General features: G+C 69.6%; 22 protein-coding genes and 1 tRNA gene. 19 read left to right on the top strand and 4 right to left on the bottom strand.

From position 1 onward, the window contains the following. Positions 1-65: 65 nt before the first annotated feature. The gene (locus tag C1N81_RS31000; protein ID WP_394434565.1) at positions 66-299 is read right to left on the bottom strand and encodes a DUF2277 domain-containing protein; all 234 of its coding nucleotides are present in this window, start codon (positions 297-299) and stop codon (positions 66-68) included. A 115-nt stretch (positions 300-414) separates the two neighbouring features. Here C1N81_RS31000 and C1N81_RS30995 point away from each other — a divergent pair, with 115 nt between their 5' ends. After that, on the top strand, positions 415-756 hold the full coding sequence (locus C1N81_RS30995) for a hypothetical protein (protein ID WP_394434563.1): 342 nt from the start codon (positions 415-417) through the stop codon (positions 754-756). A 117-nt stretch (positions 757-873) separates the two neighbouring features. Here the strand turns inward: C1N81_RS30995 and C1N81_RS30990 are convergent. From C1N81_RS30990 to C1N81_RS30980, 3 genes are all read right to left on the bottom strand, one after another. After that, a tRNA-Val gene (locus tag C1N81_RS30990) sits at positions 874-985 on the bottom strand. Positions 986-1,074: 89 nt separating this feature from the next. Continuing rightward, positions 1,075-2,367 carry a tyrosine-type recombinase/integrase gene (locus C1N81_RS30985; protein ID WP_394425536.1) on the bottom strand — a complete coding sequence of 431 codons (1,293 nt, stop codon included), beginning with the start codon at positions 2,365-2,367 and terminating at the stop codon, positions 1,075-1,077. A 583-nt stretch (positions 2,368-2,950) separates the two neighbouring features. Continuing rightward, complete coding sequence (locus tag C1N81_RS30980; protein WP_394425534.1) at positions 2,951-3,259, bottom strand: helix-turn-helix domain-containing protein; 309 nt, start codon at positions 3,257-3,259, stop codon at positions 2,951-2,953. 328 nt (positions 3,260-3,587) lie between these two features. On the opposite strand from C1N81_RS30980, the gene C1N81_RS30975 reads away from it, so the two are divergent. The 18 genes from C1N81_RS30975 to C1N81_RS30890 all read left to right on the top strand — a co-directional run bounded on the left by C1N81_RS30975 (position 3,588) and on the right by C1N81_RS30890 (position 15,262). Further along, complete coding sequence (locus C1N81_RS30975) at positions 3,588-3,902, top strand: XRE family transcriptional regulator (protein ID WP_394425532.1); 315 nt, start codon at positions 3,588-3,590, stop codon at positions 3,900-3,902. Further along, positions 3,886-4,125, top strand: a complete 240-nt coding sequence (locus tag C1N81_RS30970; RefSeq protein WP_394425530.1) for a hypothetical protein — start codon at positions 3,886-3,888, stop codon at positions 4,123-4,125. The genes C1N81_RS30975 and C1N81_RS30970 overlap by 17 nt, the downstream gene beginning before the upstream one ends. A 94-nt stretch (positions 4,126-4,219) precedes the next feature. Further along, positions 4,220-4,627, top strand: a complete 408-nt coding sequence (locus tag C1N81_RS30965; protein ID WP_394425528.1) for a DUF6197 family protein — start codon at positions 4,220-4,222, stop codon at positions 4,625-4,627. Next, entirely contained in the window at positions 4,624-5,169 is a 546-nt protein-coding gene (locus tag C1N81_RS30960) for a hypothetical protein (RefSeq protein ID WP_394425526.1), read from the top strand. Before C1N81_RS30965 ends, C1N81_RS30960 begins: the two co-directional genes overlap by 4 nt. Beyond that, positions 5,166-5,372 (top strand): hypothetical protein, encoded by a 207-nt coding sequence (locus C1N81_RS30955; RefSeq protein ID WP_394425524.1) that lies wholly within the window; start codon positions 5,166-5,168, stop codon positions 5,370-5,372. The genes C1N81_RS30960 and C1N81_RS30955 overlap by 4 nt, the downstream gene beginning before the upstream one ends. After that, positions 5,369-5,749, top strand: a complete 381-nt coding sequence (locus C1N81_RS30950) for a hypothetical protein (protein WP_394425522.1) — start codon at positions 5,369-5,371, stop codon at positions 5,747-5,749. The genes C1N81_RS30955 and C1N81_RS30950 overlap by 4 nt, the downstream gene beginning before the upstream one ends. Further along, on the top strand, positions 5,746-6,018 hold the full coding sequence (locus C1N81_RS30945) for a hypothetical protein (RefSeq protein ID WP_394425520.1): 273 nt from the start codon (positions 5,746-5,748) through the stop codon (positions 6,016-6,018). Before C1N81_RS30950 ends, C1N81_RS30945 begins: the two co-directional genes overlap by 4 nt. After that, on the top strand, positions 6,015-6,350 hold the full coding sequence (locus C1N81_RS30940; RefSeq protein WP_394425518.1) for a hypothetical protein: 336 nt from the start codon (positions 6,015-6,017) through the stop codon (positions 6,348-6,350). The genes C1N81_RS30945 and C1N81_RS30940 overlap by 4 nt, the downstream gene beginning before the upstream one ends. Beyond that, positions 6,350-6,823 carry a hypothetical protein gene (locus C1N81_RS30935; RefSeq protein ID WP_394425516.1) on the top strand — a complete coding sequence of 158 codons (474 nt, stop codon included), beginning with the start codon at positions 6,350-6,352 and terminating at the stop codon, positions 6,821-6,823. The genes C1N81_RS30940 and C1N81_RS30935 overlap by 1 nt, the downstream gene beginning before the upstream one ends. Continuing rightward, complete coding sequence (locus tag C1N81_RS30930; RefSeq protein ID WP_394425514.1) at positions 6,820-7,626, top strand: PD-(D/E)XK nuclease family protein; 807 nt, start codon at positions 6,820-6,822, stop codon at positions 7,624-7,626. The genes C1N81_RS30935 and C1N81_RS30930 overlap by 4 nt, the downstream gene beginning before the upstream one ends. Before the next feature lie 94 nt (positions 7,627-7,720). Next, a complete protein-coding gene (locus C1N81_RS30925; protein ID WP_394425512.1) occupies positions 7,721-8,374 on the top strand; it encodes a hypothetical protein in 654 nt (217 codons plus the stop codon). Positions 8,375-8,470: 96 nt separating this feature from the next. Then, positions 8,471-8,824, top strand: coding sequence for a hypothetical protein (locus C1N81_RS30920; protein WP_394425510.1), 354 nt, complete (start codon positions 8,471-8,473; stop codon positions 8,822-8,824). A 2-nt stretch (positions 8,825-8,826) separates the two neighbouring features. After that, positions 8,827-9,636: a DUF2303 family protein gene (locus C1N81_RS30915; RefSeq protein WP_394425508.1), complete on the top strand. Its 810-nt coding sequence runs from the start codon at positions 8,827-8,829 to the stop codon at positions 9,634-9,636. A gap of 108 nt (positions 9,637-9,744) precedes the next feature. Continuing rightward, positions 9,745-12,288 carry a phage/plasmid primase, P4 family gene (locus C1N81_RS30910; RefSeq protein WP_394425506.1) on the top strand — a complete coding sequence of 848 codons (2,544 nt, stop codon included), beginning with the start codon at positions 9,745-9,747 and terminating at the stop codon, positions 12,286-12,288. A 226-nt stretch (positions 12,289-12,514) separates the two neighbouring features. Next, complete coding sequence (locus tag C1N81_RS30905) at positions 12,515-12,859, top strand: hypothetical protein (RefSeq protein WP_394425504.1); 345 nt, start codon at positions 12,515-12,517, stop codon at positions 12,857-12,859. After that, positions 12,856-13,326: a RusA family crossover junction endodeoxyribonuclease gene (locus tag C1N81_RS30900; protein WP_394425502.1), complete on the top strand. Its 471-nt coding sequence runs from the start codon at positions 12,856-12,858 to the stop codon at positions 13,324-13,326. Before C1N81_RS30905 ends, C1N81_RS30900 begins: the two co-directional genes overlap by 4 nt. Continuing rightward, positions 13,326-15,020, top strand: a complete 1,695-nt coding sequence (locus C1N81_RS30895) for a DNA cytosine methyltransferase (protein ID WP_394434561.1) — start codon at positions 13,326-13,328, stop codon at positions 15,018-15,020. Before C1N81_RS30900 ends, C1N81_RS30895 begins: the two co-directional genes overlap by 1 nt. Then, positions 15,017-15,262, top strand: coding sequence for a transcription factor WhiB (locus tag C1N81_RS30890; RefSeq protein WP_394434559.1), 246 nt, complete (start codon positions 15,017-15,019; stop codon positions 15,260-15,262). The genes C1N81_RS30895 and C1N81_RS30890 overlap by 4 nt, the downstream gene beginning before the upstream one ends. Positions 15,263-15,272: the final 10 nt, after the last annotated feature.

Here is a 15,272-nt window from a genome sequence, read left to right as displayed (position 1 = left end):
GGCGCGGGGAACCGCGCGCCCAGCCACGACGAGCCCGCATCCGGCCACACTCCCAGCAGGCCGCCTCAGGCCCTCGCCCCGCGCGCGGCAGCGCCCCGCACCTCAAGGCCGTCGAGCAGCGCCGCCGTGGCCCGCGCGATCTCCTCGACGGCCTGTTCGAACACCTCCCGGTTGTGCGCGGCGGGCGCCCGGAACCCGGACACCTTCCGCACGTACTGCAGGGCCGCGGCCCTGATCTCGTCCTCCGTGGCTTCCTCCGGGAGGACTGGCGGGCGAAGGGTCTTGATGCTTCGGCACATACCCCCAGTCTGCTCCGCGGCGGACCCCGCCGTCCCGCACCCGCCCGATCACACGTTCGCGTGAATGGCCCGTAGCCGCTCGCACACCAAATTCGAACAGACGTACCATTGCCGGGTGGCAGCGACCGAAGATTCCGAGTTCGATTTCCCGAGCGACCTCCGCGCCGGCCAGGAGGAGCTGCACCAGATCCGGGCCGAACTCCTGGCCCTCCTCAAGCGGCTCCCCTGGTCCGTGGCGCCCCATGACGCGATCAGCGACACCCAGGGCTGGCGCAAGCTGGAGCGCCCCGCCTCCCCCGGCTGGACGGAGGACGAACAGGCCGAGGTCGAGAAACTCCGCCGACGCGAACTGGAGCTGGCAGTCTTCGTCACGTGCCACCGCTACTGGCGGGACCTGTCGGGCCAGGACTCGGTACGAGCACGGGCCGGCCTCAAGCACGTACACGGGCAGGGGTAGGGGCAGGGGCAGGGACAGACCCGCGCCGCCGAAGCCCCGCACCCGACCCGGCCGCAAAAAAGGCCCCCGGCACACTCGCCGGGAGCCACGACCTGCTGCTTGCCCCTACTTCACCACTGGTGGGCGCGGACGGTTTCGAACCGCCGACATCCTGCTTGTAAGGCAGTACATCTTCCCGGCCAGGGTTTCCGAGTCTCGCCGAGACTCGCCGAGCCCTGATCACGCACCCTCGGTACCGCGCTTTCGAACAACTCCGAGACTCGCCGAGACTCACCGAGGGGGGTGTGTGGACTCCAAGTGGACTCCACCCCCTTCCGATCACTCAACGGCCCGGAGTCCACTACCTTCGCCGCCCTCCCTGGTCAGCGCCGTACGCACACGCTCCTGCGCACCCTCGCTCCCGTGGGTGTAGATCCACGTGACCTTCCCCCCGCGCTTCTGGCCGAGGAACGCCTGCGTATCCACCTCCGCCACACCCGCGTGATGCAGACGGCTCGCGACGTCATGCCGGTACTCGTACAGCCGCGGCCACCACTCGGTGCGTCCCGTCTCCGGGTCGGTCACCTTGCGCGCCACACCGGCCTGCTCGGTCGCCCGCTTCCACGGACGCTGAAGGTTGTTCATGTTCAGCGCCCCGCCCTTCGGGCCGCGGAACACCAGCTCCTCCACGTGCAGGTCGTAGCCGTCACCGATCCCCGAACGCGTGCGCTTGGGCTGCCACTTGGCGACCATGTAGCGGACGGCCTCCATCGCCGTTGGCGTCAGCGGGACCGTGCGGAACCCGGCCTCCGTCTTGGGCGCCTCCTGACGGCACAGCCGCCCCTTGTCGAGAACGAGGATCTCCTTCACCTGAACGGTCATGGCGTCCTCGTCCACGCAGTGCAGCCGCAGGCCCGCGTACTCGCCGGGCCGCATGCCCGTCTCGTACGCGAAGTCCCGCAACACGCGCTGGTAGTACTCCGGCAGCGCCGCGTGGATGAGCGCGTACTGCGCCTCCGTCGGCGGCTTCAGCTCGTCCGGATGCTTGGCCGGCTTCTTCGCGGTGACCTCCAGATGGGCCGCCGGGTTGTCCTTGATCCGCTCCCCATCCTTGATCGCCGCGTCGAGGAGCGAGATGAGGAGACGCCGCACCTGACACTGCGTCCGGTACCCCTTCACCTCATGAGTGAGCCAACGCTGGAGCTCCATGTACTCCAGGTCGATCAGCTTGTACGCGGCCCACTTCGGTTTGATGTGCGCGGTCCACAGACTCAGCTTGCGGTTCCGCGTCTTGACCTTGCCCTTCTTGCCCTGCACTCCCCAGTACTCGTCCCACCACTTCCCGACGAGAACCTTCCCTCGCTCCGGGTCGCGGTAGGTCCGCTGCCGCACGGAGGTGCGGACGTCGTCGAGGAAGGCCTCGGCGGCGCGCTTCCCACCGTCCTTGATGGGGAAGTTGCGGGCCTTCTGCCGTCCGGTGGGGTCGCGGTAGCGGGCCTGCCATGCGCCGACGCAGTCGCGGCGGGGTTTGCGTTCGCCGTGCTCGGCGGGCGGATACGCCTCCATGCAGAGGCCGCACCCGCAGGTCTTCGAGCGGATCTGGCGTGGGTTATTGGCCGGTTTACGCGGCATGCCCTGCCCCCCTTTGGCCTTGCGCGTGGCTGCCACCCTCGCGCGGCTCCTGGCGGGTGCCGTAGCTCGGTTGGTGATGATCGGCACGGAACGCCGCAGTTCGGCTGTTCCTCCGTGGATTAGGCGCCAAGGTTGATCACCTCGTCACTCCTTCGCTGCTGTGGAATGAGAGTGAGGAACCGGATCGGCTCCCCACACCAGCAGCGTGCACCGAACGCGTCTTGTTCTACGTCGAGTTGGCGAAGAACCGCCCGGACCGCGAGATGCGCATAGAGCACGCTTCCGGCCAGCACATCCGGGATTGTGATCAACCGGCGGTCAGCGTCGTACGGTTCGCGAATGAGGTCGCGAGGCGCGTACTGGACACGAATGCACATGGACACTCCCCCGTAATACAGGTGTGGCTGATGCCAACCAGTGGGGGAGGGCACCGGTCGTGTGATCGACCGTACCCCGCGTTGAGTGAATATGCGACCACTCTATGCACAGAAAATCCGCGCCAGTACACGGGGAGTAACTGAGTCCATTTAGCTCAGACTCGCGACTGCCCGCGACGGTTGCACAGGATTCAACGCCGGTTGCTTCAGGGCCGGTTCTTGTTGCTGTCGGCAACGGCGCCAGCCTGGATCATCAGCAGCTTCTGCTGCTCCTTCGTGAGCTGGTCGAAGATTTCCAGCATGGCGGCTCGGTCGTCCGGGTTGGGCGGGGCGGGCGCCTTCCGGCCGACGGCCGCGAAGAGCCGCTCCTCGGTGAACTTCGGGAACTCCCGGGCGAGGGCGCGGATTGCGGCCGGCCGGGGGTTGGCGTCGCCGTTTACCCAGTTGCTGACCGTGGAGTGGTGAGTGCCGATACGCGCTGCGATCTTGCTGGCGTTCGTCTGGTACTCGCTCATGAGGGAGGCAAGTACCTGCGCGAACGTCTCGCGCGCGCTGGCGTCTGGCTCAGATGTCTCCACGCACGCAAGAGTGCCCGCGCCTTCTACATTTCGCAAGTAAAAGTAGAAGCGTGGCGCAAAACCTTGCGGCGCGCGACCTCCCCGCTACGCGCCGTCGCACGACCCTGCATGCACCCACCATAGAACACTCATTCGAACGGCGAGCGCCACCCTCTCAATCTCGGCGAGTCTCGGCGAGACTGTTGACGAACTTCGACTTTCGAATATAGAAATGTCGAAGACGCCCACCCAGGGCGCCAGAGCCCCACAGGCACGAGGTCCCTCCATGCCAAAACTGCACCGCAGACGCGACGGCCAGCCCCTCAGGGACGCCATGACCCGCGCCGGACTCTCCATCACCGCACTCGCCGAGGCGACCAAGAGGGTGGATCCGGCAGGGAAAGGCATCTCAGCCGCGGCAGTCGGCCGACTCGCGGGGCAGGGCAAGACGGCTCGCGAAAGCTGCGAGCTGCGCACGGCCTGGCTCGTCGCCGAAGCACTACACATGGAGACGAGCGCCCCCCTCCAGGACCTCTTTGCCATGCCCACACCTTCGACTTCGAATATCGAAAGGTCAATCCCCGATGCCGAAGAAGAGTGACCGCCAGGTCGGCGCCCTCCCGGCCGGCCTCGTCCCCCTCCTGAGCCAGCGCGAGATCGAGACGTACTACGGGGTCTCGGACTGGCAGATCCTCCAGTGGATCAAGGCAGGTATGCCCACCGTCCCCTACGCCGGGCGCGGTCGGCGCTTCAACCTCCCCGACTGCGAGGCGTGGCACGCCGCGAACGCCGCGCCGGACCCGCAGCTCGCCGCGACCGGCTGAGCAACTCCCCCTGAACGCGCCGAAGGGCCGCCCGCTTCCCGGCCTGGCGACCCCTCGACTACGGCGCCCCACCCCAGAACAAAGAGAGGCCCCGATGGCTCAACAGCTTACGGAACGCCCGCCCATCAGCCCGACCTCCCTCCCCCGGATCTTCCGCAGCGCCGCGCGGATCATCGCCGCGAACGGCCTGCACCAGGGCGACTTCGTCCAGGACGGTTTCGACCGGCAGATGAGGACCCCGCACGCCACGCGGCCCATGTCGATCGTGGCCGCGCTGAACTGCGCGGTGACCGGCGACCCGCACCGGCCGGCGGCCGAGTCCCGTGAGGCGATCCGGGTGCTCGCGCTCCGGCTGACCGTCCGTGGCTCGGACCCGTACGGGGAGGACGAGCGGGCGCTGGCGTTCCACGTGGACGAGTGGGGTGACGTCGAGGACCGCACGACGGAGTCGGCGGTCGCGGTGCTGGAGGCGGCGGCGGACGCGTGCGAGGTGTCGGCATGAGCGCGCTGACCGTGGCGGCCGCCCTGGACGCGCTGCTCAATGAGGCTCCTGCGTGGCTCCCCCCGGTGACGTCGTGGGAGGTCGCGGAGGACGGCGACCACTGGATCCTGTCCGGCGGTATCCCGGACAGCGTCGGTTCGATGACCGCCGCGAAGGCGCTCGGCCTGGTGGCCGGTGAGCACGGCGTCGAGGTCAACGACGACGGCCGGATGATGACGGTGCTGTTCACCTGGCGCGAGGCGCGGGTGCAGCTCTACTACTTCCGCCCGGCGCGGTGGACGGCGCCCGAGCGCTGCGCGACGTGCCCGACGAAGTTGGGTGCGGAGGGTGTGGCGTACGTGCGGCTCGGTGAGGGCCATGAGGCTCCCGTCGTGTGTGTCGCGTGCCGAGACCGGATGCACGCCGCGTGGCTGGCGACGCAACGGCTGCGCGAGCAGCGGGGCTGTGCCCCGTACCCGGCCGAGGCGTCGGCGGACGCGCTGACGGCGATGCTCGCCCCGACGCAGGCACTCACCGTCGACGAGACCGGCGGTGCGTCGTGAACGCGCCCGCCGCGATCTGCCTCGCCACCTCCGCCTACGCGGCCCCCCTGGTCCCGTTCTTCCTCCTCGTCGACGCCGAGCACCTGACGCCCCGCGCTGTCCGCGAGGCCCCGGCCACCGCCCGCGCCGCCGCCGAGCGCGCCGCGCTGACGATCGCCGCTCTCCTCCTCATCCTCACCGCACCGACGGGGGCCACCCGATGAACCGCATCCGCCTGATCCTCCACCGCCTGTTCCGCCGCCCCGCCATCACCCAGCCGTTCCCCATCTACCTGCGGCGCGTCCCCGTCGGCGTCTTCCTCGACCTGGAGGCGTACTTCGAGCACGTCATCACCACGATCGCCGACGACCCCGACCTCCTCGACCTCCTCCTGGAGTTCGCCGAGGACCGTGGGACGAGCGGCCAGTACGACGGGCACGCCCCGGAGAAGCTCCTCGTCGAGCGACTCGGCTCGGCGGTGGGTTACGAGATCCCGCTGTACGGGGACAAGGCGGCGAAGTTCGCTGACCGGCTGCGCGCCGCGGCCCCGGCCCCGGCTGTCGTGGTTCCGGCGCAGCGCGAGGGCGGTGCCGCCGCGTGAGCGCGCCCAACGGCCCGTTGGGCGCCGGCCGCCGCGCCCGCCTCACGGTCCTTCGTCGCGCCGTCACCGACTACCAGGGCGAATGGAACGTCGCCCGCGCCGCGCACCTCTACGCCGGGATCTTCGGCCGCTACCAGTGGCGCGCCATTGCCCGCCGCGACCTCGCGCAGCTCTGCACCGAGGGCCTCCTCGCCCTCCACGACGAGCCGACCAACCGGCACTACAGCCTCGCCACCCGGCCGAGCACCAGAGAGGACGGACAGTCGTGAGTCGTCTCCCACTCCGCAAGTTCATTGACCACGCCTCCGTAGCCGCAGCGGCGCAGGCCCGCCCCGGGGTCTGGCACCTCGTCGGTGAGTACCGGTCGTCGATGTCCGCGAAGGGCACGGCCTCCTGCATCCGCAACGCAGGCGGCAACCAGCTCCGGGCCGCGAAGTACCACTACGGGCCCGCCGGATCGTTCGAGGCCACCACCAAGCTCACCGAGTTCGGCTGCGAAGTCCTCACCCGCTACGTCGGGCCGCCCGACTCCCTCGACGAGGACGCCGCGTGGGCCGACGCGGTCGCCGACCTCGTGCACTCCAGGAAGGACACCGCCTGATGTTCGTCACCCGCCGACGCCACGCCGAGGAACTCGCCGCGGCGCGCGCCGAGACCACCCGCCAGCGCGAGCGCGCCGACAAGGCCCAAGCCATCGCCCGCACCGAGGTCAACGCGCGCCGCCACATCGGCGAGCAGAACGCGGCGCTCCACGCGGCGAACGCCCTTCTCACCGGGAGAAACCGGGCTCTGTCCGACCAGCTCGCTGCGGCGCAGGTCGAGTCCGGGGTCGACGTGGCGAAGGCCAAGAAGACCGCCGGCCGGATCGTCCGCCTCCAGAGGGCCGTCGCCACCGCCCGCGCGGAAGCCGCGGCGGCCCCGGCCAAGGCGCGGGCCGCCGTCGCCGGGGAGCTGTACCGCAGCAAGCAGGCGCGGGGCGCGCTCGAGGAGCAGCTCCTCATCGTGCAGCGGTCCAACGAAGTCCAGGCCGCGCAGCTCCTCGACCGGTCCGACAAGACGTGGGAGACCGTGTGATCGCCACGGGGAACGACGAGTTCAGCCAGACCCTGGCCGAGCGCATCGGCCAGTTCATCATCGACGCGGACGCGAACTCTGCCCGCACCGTGCAGAAGGCCATCGGGCCGAGCGAGGTCGGGGAGCCCTGCGAGCGGCAGCTCGCCTACAAGATCGCCGACTGGCCCGAGTCGAACGAGGGCCGCGACCCGATCGCCGCGATCATCGGCACCGGATTCCACCTGTGGATCGGGGAGAAGTTCGAGGCCCGCAACACCGCACTCGGCGGGCAGCCCTCCCGCTACAAGGTCGAAACCCGCGTCACCGTACGGGACAGCCCCATCGAGACCGCACGGCTCGCCGGGAGCGCGGACCTGTACGACCGGCTCATCCGCGCCAACCTCGACTGGAAACTCGTCGGGACCAGCAGCCACGACAAGTACCGCAGGCAGGGCCCTGGAGAGAAGTACCGCATCCAGGCCCACCTCTACGGGCTCGGCCAGGAGAACGCCGGTGAGCACGTCGACCGCGTCGTCATCGTGTTCATCGCCCGGTACCACGAGCTGAAGGTCCACGTGTGGTCCGAGCCCTACGACCGGAGCATCGCCGAGGCCGCGCTCGCCCGCCTCGACCGCATCCGGGACAAGCTGCTCGCCCTCGACCCCGAGGCCCACCCGGAGCGCTGGCAGCAGTTCCCCACCCCGGAGAAGCCGAACTGCCGGTTCTGCCCCTACCTCAAGCCCGGGAGCACCGACCTCGCGGCCGGATGCCCTGGCGTGCAGAGCAGCGGCGCCGGGGCCTCCCTCCAGGCGCTCATCGCCTGACACCCCACAGATCCGTCGGCCAACAAGCCGACGCGCACCACACCAGCCAAGAGCAACCAGCTCGAAGCACTCAACGCATAGGAGCACCACCGCAATGACGACCCCTCAGCAGTACCAGGCCCCGAGCGCCGACGACTTCCTCATGGGCGGAGGCGTCCCCTCGGCGAAGTTCCCCACCCTCGGAACCACCGTCTCCGGGCGGATCACCGAGCGCCCCAGTGTCGAGCAGCAGCGCGACTTCACCACCGGCGAGCTGAAGTTCTGGGACGACGGGAAGCCGCAGATGCAGCTCGTCGTCACCCTCGCCACCAACGAGCGCGACCCGGAGAACCCGGAAGACGACGGGACTCGGCGCCTGTACGTCAAGGGCCAGATGAAGAACGCGGTCGCCTCCGCAGTCCGCAGCGCCGGAGCCCGCGGCCTGGAGGTCGGCGGCACCCTCACCGTGACCTACTCCCGCGACGGGCAGAAGTCCAACCCCCGCTTCAACGCGCCGAAGAACTTCGACGCGCAGTACGTCGCCGCTGCGGCCAATGAACTGCACACGCCGGACCCGAGCACGCCGGCCGCTGCGGCACCGCAGCCCGCGCCGGTCGCGCAGGTCGCGCAGGTCCCCGGGCTCACCCCGGAGCAGTTGCAGGCCGCGATGGCCAACCCGGCCACGGCGGCGCTCCTCCAGCAGCAGCAGGCGGCCGCGGCGGGCCAGGCGCCCGCGCCGGTCGCGGCGGCTGACGTCCCGCAGTTTTAGCCCACCACCCCACCGAGCACCGCCCGCGGGCGCGCGCCGCTTCCCCTGAGAAGCCGCGCCCGCGGGCGGGCCAACCCCCAACAGAAGGACCAGCACATGAGCACAGCAGCACAGCCCGCGGAGTTCGCCGCGTTCTTCGTCCAGCACTCCCGCGGCGAGGCCCACGAGCAGGCCAGCAACGAGTTCCACGAGCTGCTCGCCGCCGTCCAGGAGCACGGGAAGAAGGGGACGCTCACCCTCACCGTCACCGTCGAGCCCCCCAAGGGCGGCATGGACGGCGCCCCCGTCGCGATCTCCATCGACAGCGTCCTCAAGGCCCCGAAGGCGACCGCGCCCCCGTCCATCTACTTCGTCGACGACGCCGGTCACGCCACCCGCAACGACCCGAGGCAGACGCAGGCCTTCGACGTCCGCGACCTGCCCACCACCACCGAGATCAAGGACATCTGACCGTGACCACCAACGACACCACCACCGTCGCGACCCTCGCGCAGCAGGCCCTCGCCCCGCAGAAGGTCGAGCCGGGCAACATCTACCTCGTCGCCACCGCCCACGGGCTCGTCGAGCGCGTCGACCTCACCGGGCCCGAGTACACCGGCCGCCTGGAGCGGAAGACCGGCACCACCACCGTCCGCGACAGCGACAGCTTCCTCACCTACTACGGGAAGCACCACGACGCGAACACCGAGGTGTACGCCGACGTCGAGAAGCTGTCCGTCACCGCGGTCCTCGACGCGCACACCGACAACACCCCGCGGTTCGGCGGCCACCGCCTCCACCTCGCGCTGCGGCAGACGAAGGCATGGGCCGACTGGCTCCGCCACGACGGGAAGCTCCTCGACCAGGACACCTTCGCGAACTTCCTGGAGGACCAGCTCCCGTACCTGGACACCCCGGACGCCGCGACCATGCTCGAGATCGCGCAGTCGATCAGGGCAACGACGAAAGCGGAGTTCCAGAGCAGCAGCCGACTCCAGTCCGGTGAGCGGAAGCTCGCCTACACCGAGGACACCAAGGCGTCCGCGGGCAGCAAGGGTGACATCGCGATCCCCGAGGTCTTCACCATCGCCGTCCCCCCGTTCGAGGGCGCCGACGCCTACCGGATGACCGCCCGGTTCAAGTACCGCATCGACCGCGGCACCCTCCTCCTCGGCTACAAGCTCGAGCAGCCCGAGGAGCGCGCCAAGGCCGCGTTCGCCGACGTCCTCGCCGCGATCAACACGGACATCGACACGCCGATTCTCAACGGCACCCCCGCGTAGCACCCCCGCCCGCCCCGGTATCCACGCCGGCGGCCCTGGTGCAACGCCACGGCGCGGGCCTCCCCCTCTCTGCTTCACCGCACGGCGGCACACGATCAAGGAGCAACATTGAGAGCCACCACGGACACCCTCGCCGCAGCACTCACGCTGCACGCGGCCGGCTGCTCCGTCGTCGCAGTCCGCGCCGACGGAAGCAAACGCCCCCAGGGGTCCTGGCAGGCTGCCCAAACCGAACGCGCCACCGAAGCGCAGCTCCGCACCACCTTTGCCCACGGGCACCCCGGGGTGGGCATCATCTGCGGCGCCGTCTCCGGGAACCTGGAGATGCTCGAACTCGAAGGCCGCGCCGTCGACGAGGGCATCCTCAACCGGCTCGCCGAGATCTTCCTCGGCTCCGGCCTCGGAGACCTCTGGCAGCGCATCGCCACCGGATGGCTCGAGCGCAGCCCCAGCGGCGGACTCCACTTCCACTACCGCCTCGACGGGACCCCCGTCCCCGGGAACACCAAGCTCGCCTCCCGGCTCGCCCGCGAAGACGAGTACACCGACGACGAGAAAGCCCTGAAGGAGCGCCACCCCCACAAGAAGATCCTCCGCGGGTGGATCGAAACCCGCGGCGAAGGCGGCTTCGTCGTCACCGCACCCAGCCACGGCACTGTCCACCCCAGCGGGAAGCCGTACGAGCTGCTCTCCGGGGGCCCGGAGTCCATGCCCGTACTCAGCGCGGACGAGCACCAGGCCGTGCACGCGATCTGCCGCATGGTCGACGCGGTGCCCGCAGACGAACCGCCCGAGACCCACACCCCGCTCCCCGGGGCCCCGAGTCTCGAGCCCCTCGACGACGCGGCCGCGTTCCTCTTCTCCGGGAGCAGCGGCGACATGGCCCCCGGAGGGGTCAGCCCGGGGGACGACTTCGAGCAGAAGACCTCGTGGGCGGACATCCTCCAGCCCCACGGGTGGAAGCTGATGTTCGTCTCCGGGCAGACCTCGTACTGGCAGCGCCCCGGAAAAACCGGCCGCGAACCCTCAGCCACCACAGGCCGGGCCATGGACCGCGACCGGCTCTACGTCTTCACCACCAGCACCGAGTTCACCCCGGAGAAGCCGTACACGAAGTTCGGCGCCTACGCGCTGCTCAACCACGGAGGCGACCACTCCGCCGCGGCGAGTGCCCTACGTCGACGGAAGTTCGGCCAGCCCGCGCCCGAGCCGGTCCGTCACCTCTCCGCTGTCCCCAACCCGACCCCACACCCTGTGGACGGAACGGCAGCACTCAACGTCGTACAGCACCCGGCCAGTGAGCCCGACACCCCGAACACCTACACGCGCACCGACGACGGAAACGCCCTCCGCCTCGTCGACAAGCACGAGCAGGAGATCCGCTACGTCCCCCAGCGCGGGAAGTGGCTGCGCTGGGACGGGCACCGGTGGGCGTGGGACGACGCGGGCGAGATCCGCGAGATGGCCCGCACCATCGCACGCGCCCTCCCCAACGGGGAAGGCGAGGCCAAGCACCGGGCACGCAGCCTCTCCCACGCGGGCATCAGCGCCATGATCGGCATGGCGCAGACCGACCCGCGCACCGTCGCCCTCGTCGACACCCTTGACGCGCACCCCCTGCACCTCAACACCCCGGCCGGCGTCGTCGACCTCACCACCGGGAAGATCAGCCCGTCCGACCCGGCAGCCATGCACACCCGCACCACCAGCGTCGCCCCCGAGTTCGAACTCCCCACCCCACGCTGGACGCAATTCCTCACCGACACCTTCGGCGAAGACTCCGACATCGCGGTCTTCGTGCAGCGCCTCGCCGGATACTCCGCCTCCGGAGACACCCGATTCCACGTCCTCCCCTTCCTCAACGGGCCCGGCGGCAACGGCAAGTCCGTGTTCCTCGACGTGCTGCGCATCCTCCTCGGCGACTACGCGGCCAGCGCGCCCAACACCTTCCTCATGGCCGGCCAGCAGCAGCACGAGACCGAAGTCGCCCGGCTCCAGGGCCTGCGCCTCGTCGTCGTCTCCGAGGTCAACCAGGACGCCCGCTTCGACGAGGCGAAGATGAAGCTCCTCACCGGAGGCGACGCGCTCACCGCGCGCTTCATGCGGCAGGACCACTTCACCTTCGAGCCCACCCACCACCTGTGGCTCATGGGCAACCACCTCCCCGCGGTGAAGGCCGGAGGCGACAGCTTCTGGCGGCGGCTACGCCTCATCCCGTTCACCCGCAGCGTCCCGCCCGAGCGAAAGATCGAGGGCCTCGCTCGCATCCTCGCCGACGAGGAAGGCCCTGGGATCCTCGCCTGGATCGTCAACGGAGCCGTCGACGTATTCGCCGCAGGGCTCCGCGAGCCGGCCGCAGTCATGGCGTTCACCGAGACCTACGCGGAGGAGGAGGACTCCCTCGCACGGTTCATGAGCGACTGCTGCCACCTCGGCGGCGGCACCCACGTCACCATCAACACCTCCAAGCTCCGCAGCGCTTACGACGACTGGTGCCGCGCCGAAGGCGAGACCCCGCTCAAGCCTCAGGTCTTCGGCCGCGAACTCCGCACCCGCTTCAACGTCGAGCAGATCCGCTCCAACGGGCGCCGCTTCTACGTCGGAGTCGCTCTCCTCACCCGCCCCGGGGACGACGAGGAGGACGACGAATGATCACCGCAATCAGTGACCGCAGTGACAGCCCAGTGACCGTACCCACACCCCTACGGTCACTGCCAAAAACCATCCATGACCAGCGACTTCGTGCGGCCAGTGACCGCAGTGACCGTAAATCCCTAGTTCCAGCCCCGTGCGCACGCAAGACGTTCAATGCCAGAAACCCCCTGATCGGTCACTGCTGTCACTGCCTGCGCCACAGGCCCACCAAGAGCAGCCGCTCATGAACACGCCTGACCAGCCGAAATGGCTCGCAGACCGCATCGATCAAAGCAGTGACCGTACCCGCGAAGGCACCTGCCCGCGCTGTCACTCACCCGTACTCCGCGCCCGCGTCGGCCGCGTCGCCGCACTCGACGTGACCGCCGACCCCACCCCGCTGGACCCGCTCGGCGAACTCCTCGCCCGCCTCGACGGACGACTCACCTGGCACCTCACCACCAGCGCCCTCGGAGCCCAACGCATCACCTGGCGCGACCAGTTCCACATCCGCGCCGGACCCGCCAAACACCCCGTCATCGCCGACCACCGCTGCCCGCCCCGCCCCGTACAAGGAGTCCTCCTGTGACCACCACGGCCACCCGCACCTTCACCCTCACGCTGCCGCGAGGGCTGAAACTCCTCAACGCGAACCAGCGCGTACACCACCGAGTCCGCGCCGACCTCACCCACGAGATCCGCTCAGCCGCCCACACCGCCTGCTCGGAGAACGAGCACATGCGAGCAGCGCTCGCCGCGGCCAACCCCCACCCCGTCCTCCAACAGGCCTACATCCTCGGCGTCCTCCACCCCGGATCCCGCAGGCGCATCGACCCCGCGAACTTCTACCCGTCCTTCAAGGCCGCCGTCGACGGGCTCGTGGACGCGGGCGTCCTCGAGGACGACGACCACACCCACGTCGTCGGACCCGACATGCGCATCGGCCCCATCGTCAAAGGCGGCCAACTCACCCTCGTCATCCAAGAGATCACCCCGGCCACCCACGCCGCGTTCCAGTGGGCCGCGCACCAGCCCGCGACGGCGGTGAACGCGTGATGCCCCGACACGACAACGATGCGCTCACCGTCATGGACTGGTTCTGCGGCGCCGGAGGCTCCTCGCAAGGCGTGCACGCCGTCCCCGGAGTCCGGGTTACCCGCGCGGCGAACCATTGGAAGCTGGCCATCGAGTCGCACGCCGAGAACTTCCCCACGACCAGCCACTACCAGGGCGACATCCGTAAGGCGCCTGTCTGGGACTGGCCGGTGACAGACATCTTCTGGGCGTCCCCGGAGTGCACCAACTGGTCCGTGGCCAAGGGCAAGAAGCGGGACTTCCACAGCGCCATGCAGGGCAGCCTCCTCGACCTTCTCGCCAGCCTTGACGAGGAGGAGAACGAGCCGACCGCAGAGGAGGAATCCCGCGCGCTGATGGAAGAGGTCCCGCTGTACCTGCGCGGCGTCATCGAGCGCGGTGGCCTGGTCAAGGCGGGCATCGTCGAGAACGTCGTTGACGTCAGAGCCTGGGATCAGTGGGACCGGTGGATCGGTGAGATTCACAAGCTGGGCTACCGGACGCGGATCATCGCGCTGAACTCGATGCACGCGAACCCGCGGGCAGTACACCAGGCGCCGCAGTCCAGGGACCGGCTGTACGTCGGGTACTGGCACGAGTCGCTGGGGCGTACCCCGGACTGGGACAAGTGGCTGCGGCCGCGAGCCTGGTGCTCGGGCTGCGACGAGTACGTGCAGGCGATGCAGGTGTTCAAGGACCCGAAGCGGGACATGGGCCGCTACCGGCAGCAGTACGTCTACCGGTGCCCGCACGCGAGATGCCGGAACCAGATCGTCGAGCCGGAAGCCCTGCCCGCGGCGGCGGCCATCGACTGGTCGATTCCGGGACAGCGGATCGGGGACCGGGCCAAGCCGCTCGCGGAGAAGACACTGCGACGCATCGAGGCGGGGCTGAAGAAGTTCGCCCGCCCGGTCCCGATGATGGTGCCCGCCGGCGGCACCTGGCGCGACGCCGCAGTCAGCGTCGACGAGCCGATGCCCGCGCGGACGACCCGCGAGAACGACGCCCTGATGGTGCCGCCGCTGATGATCCCGGTCGAGGGCCGCGACGGCAAGGATGCCGCGTCGGCGAACGGACCGCTGCGCACGATGACGACACGGAACGAGACCGGGCTCGCATGGTTGCCGTTCATCGCAGAGCTCCGCGGCGGCGGCAGCATCGCCCGATCAGTCACCGAGTCCCTGGCCACGGTGACCGCGTCCGGGAACCACCACGGGCTGGTGACCCCGGCGGCGATGGTGATGCGGAACAACGGCAGCAAGGGCGACGGGGGCGAGCACTGCACCTCCCCGGCCGAGCCGTTCCGCACGATGACGACAGCCGGCCACCAGTCACTCCTCACGTGGGAGCACATGCTGGTCCCGTACTACGGCAACGGGGCACCCCGTTCGGTGAACGAGCCGATCGGCGCGCTGACGACCCGCGACCGGTACGCCCTCGTCAAGGGCGACATCAACATCGACGACGTGCTTTTCCGAATGCTCGAGCCGCACGAGATCGGCCGCGCCATGAGCTTCGCCGACGACTACATCGTCCTCGGGAACAAGCGGGAGAAGGTCCGCCAGTACGGCAACGCCGTCACCCCGAACGCCGCCGAGGTCCTGGTCTGCGCCCTCGTCGAGGCGATCACAGGCGAGGAGATCACCCGGCACGAGCACGCACAGGCCGCGGCATGACCGGCCCGGTCCTCATCACCGGAATCCGGCCAGGCCTCCACATCCGCGGCCTCGACCGAGGTGAAACCCCTGTCGCCGACTACCTGTGCGGCCAATGCGGCGCCCACAAACGCGTCGAAGGCCGCGACGACGTCGCCGAGTTCACCGCGACCGACCCGGCAGCCGACCACGCGGGACGTTGCGACCCCGCCACCGGCAGCCACCCACCCACCGCAGACGACGCACCCCACGACGCCGCCTGACCACGCGCGC

It is taken from the genome of Streptomyces sp. SGAir0957 (genome assembly GCF_043523415.1).
The sequence above is the reverse complement of the archived record's forward strand: the minus strand, read 5'-3'. Positions and strand labels throughout refer to the sequence as shown.

Bases quoted from the DNA above. Each gene is read 5' to 3' on its own strand.
- C1N81_RS31000 (WP_394434565.1), bottom strand. From the start codon at position 299: ATGTGCCGAAGCATCAAGACCCTTCGCCCGCCAGTCCTCCCGGAGGAA.
- C1N81_RS30985 (WP_394425536.1), bottom strand. From the start codon at position 2,367: ATGCCGCGTAAACCGGCCAATAACCCACGCCAGATCCGCTCGAAGACC.
- C1N81_RS30980 (WP_394425534.1), bottom strand. From the start codon at position 3,259: ATGAGCGAGTACCAGACGAACGCCAGCAAGATCGCAGCGCGTATCGGC.
- C1N81_RS30975 (WP_394425532.1), top strand. From the start codon at position 3,588: ATGCCAAAACTGCACCGCAGACGCGACGGCCAGCCCCTCAGGGACGCC.
- C1N81_RS30970 (WP_394425530.1), top strand. From the start codon at position 3,886: ATGCCGAAGAAGAGTGACCGCCAGGTCGGCGCCCTCCCGGCCGGCCTC.
- C1N81_RS30965 (WP_394425528.1), top strand. From the start codon at position 4,220: ATGGCTCAACAGCTTACGGAACGCCCGCCCATCAGCCCGACCTCCCTC.
- C1N81_RS30960 (WP_394425526.1), top strand. From the start codon at position 4,624: ATGAGCGCGCTGACCGTGGCGGCCGCCCTGGACGCGCTGCTCAATGAG.
- C1N81_RS30950 (WP_394425522.1), top strand. From the start codon at position 5,369: ATGAACCGCATCCGCCTGATCCTCCACCGCCTGTTCCGCCGCCCCGCC.
- C1N81_RS30935 (WP_394425516.1), top strand. From the start codon at position 6,350: ATGTTCGTCACCCGCCGACGCCACGCCGAGGAACTCGCCGCGGCGCGC.
- C1N81_RS30925 (WP_394425512.1), top strand. From the start codon at position 7,721: ATGACGACCCCTCAGCAGTACCAGGCCCCGAGCGCCGACGACTTCCTC.
- C1N81_RS30920 (WP_394425510.1), top strand. From the start codon at position 8,471: ATGAGCACAGCAGCACAGCCCGCGGAGTTCGCCGCGTTCTTCGTCCAG.
- C1N81_RS30905 (WP_394425504.1), top strand. From the start codon at position 12,515: ATGAACACGCCTGACCAGCCGAAATGGCTCGCAGACCGCATCGATCAA.
- C1N81_RS30895 (WP_394434561.1), top strand. From the start codon at position 13,326: ATGCCCCGACACGACAACGATGCGCTCACCGTCATGGACTGGTTCTGC.
- C1N81_RS30890 (WP_394434559.1), top strand. From the start codon at position 15,017: ATGACCGGCCCGGTCCTCATCACCGGAATCCGGCCAGGCCTCCACATC.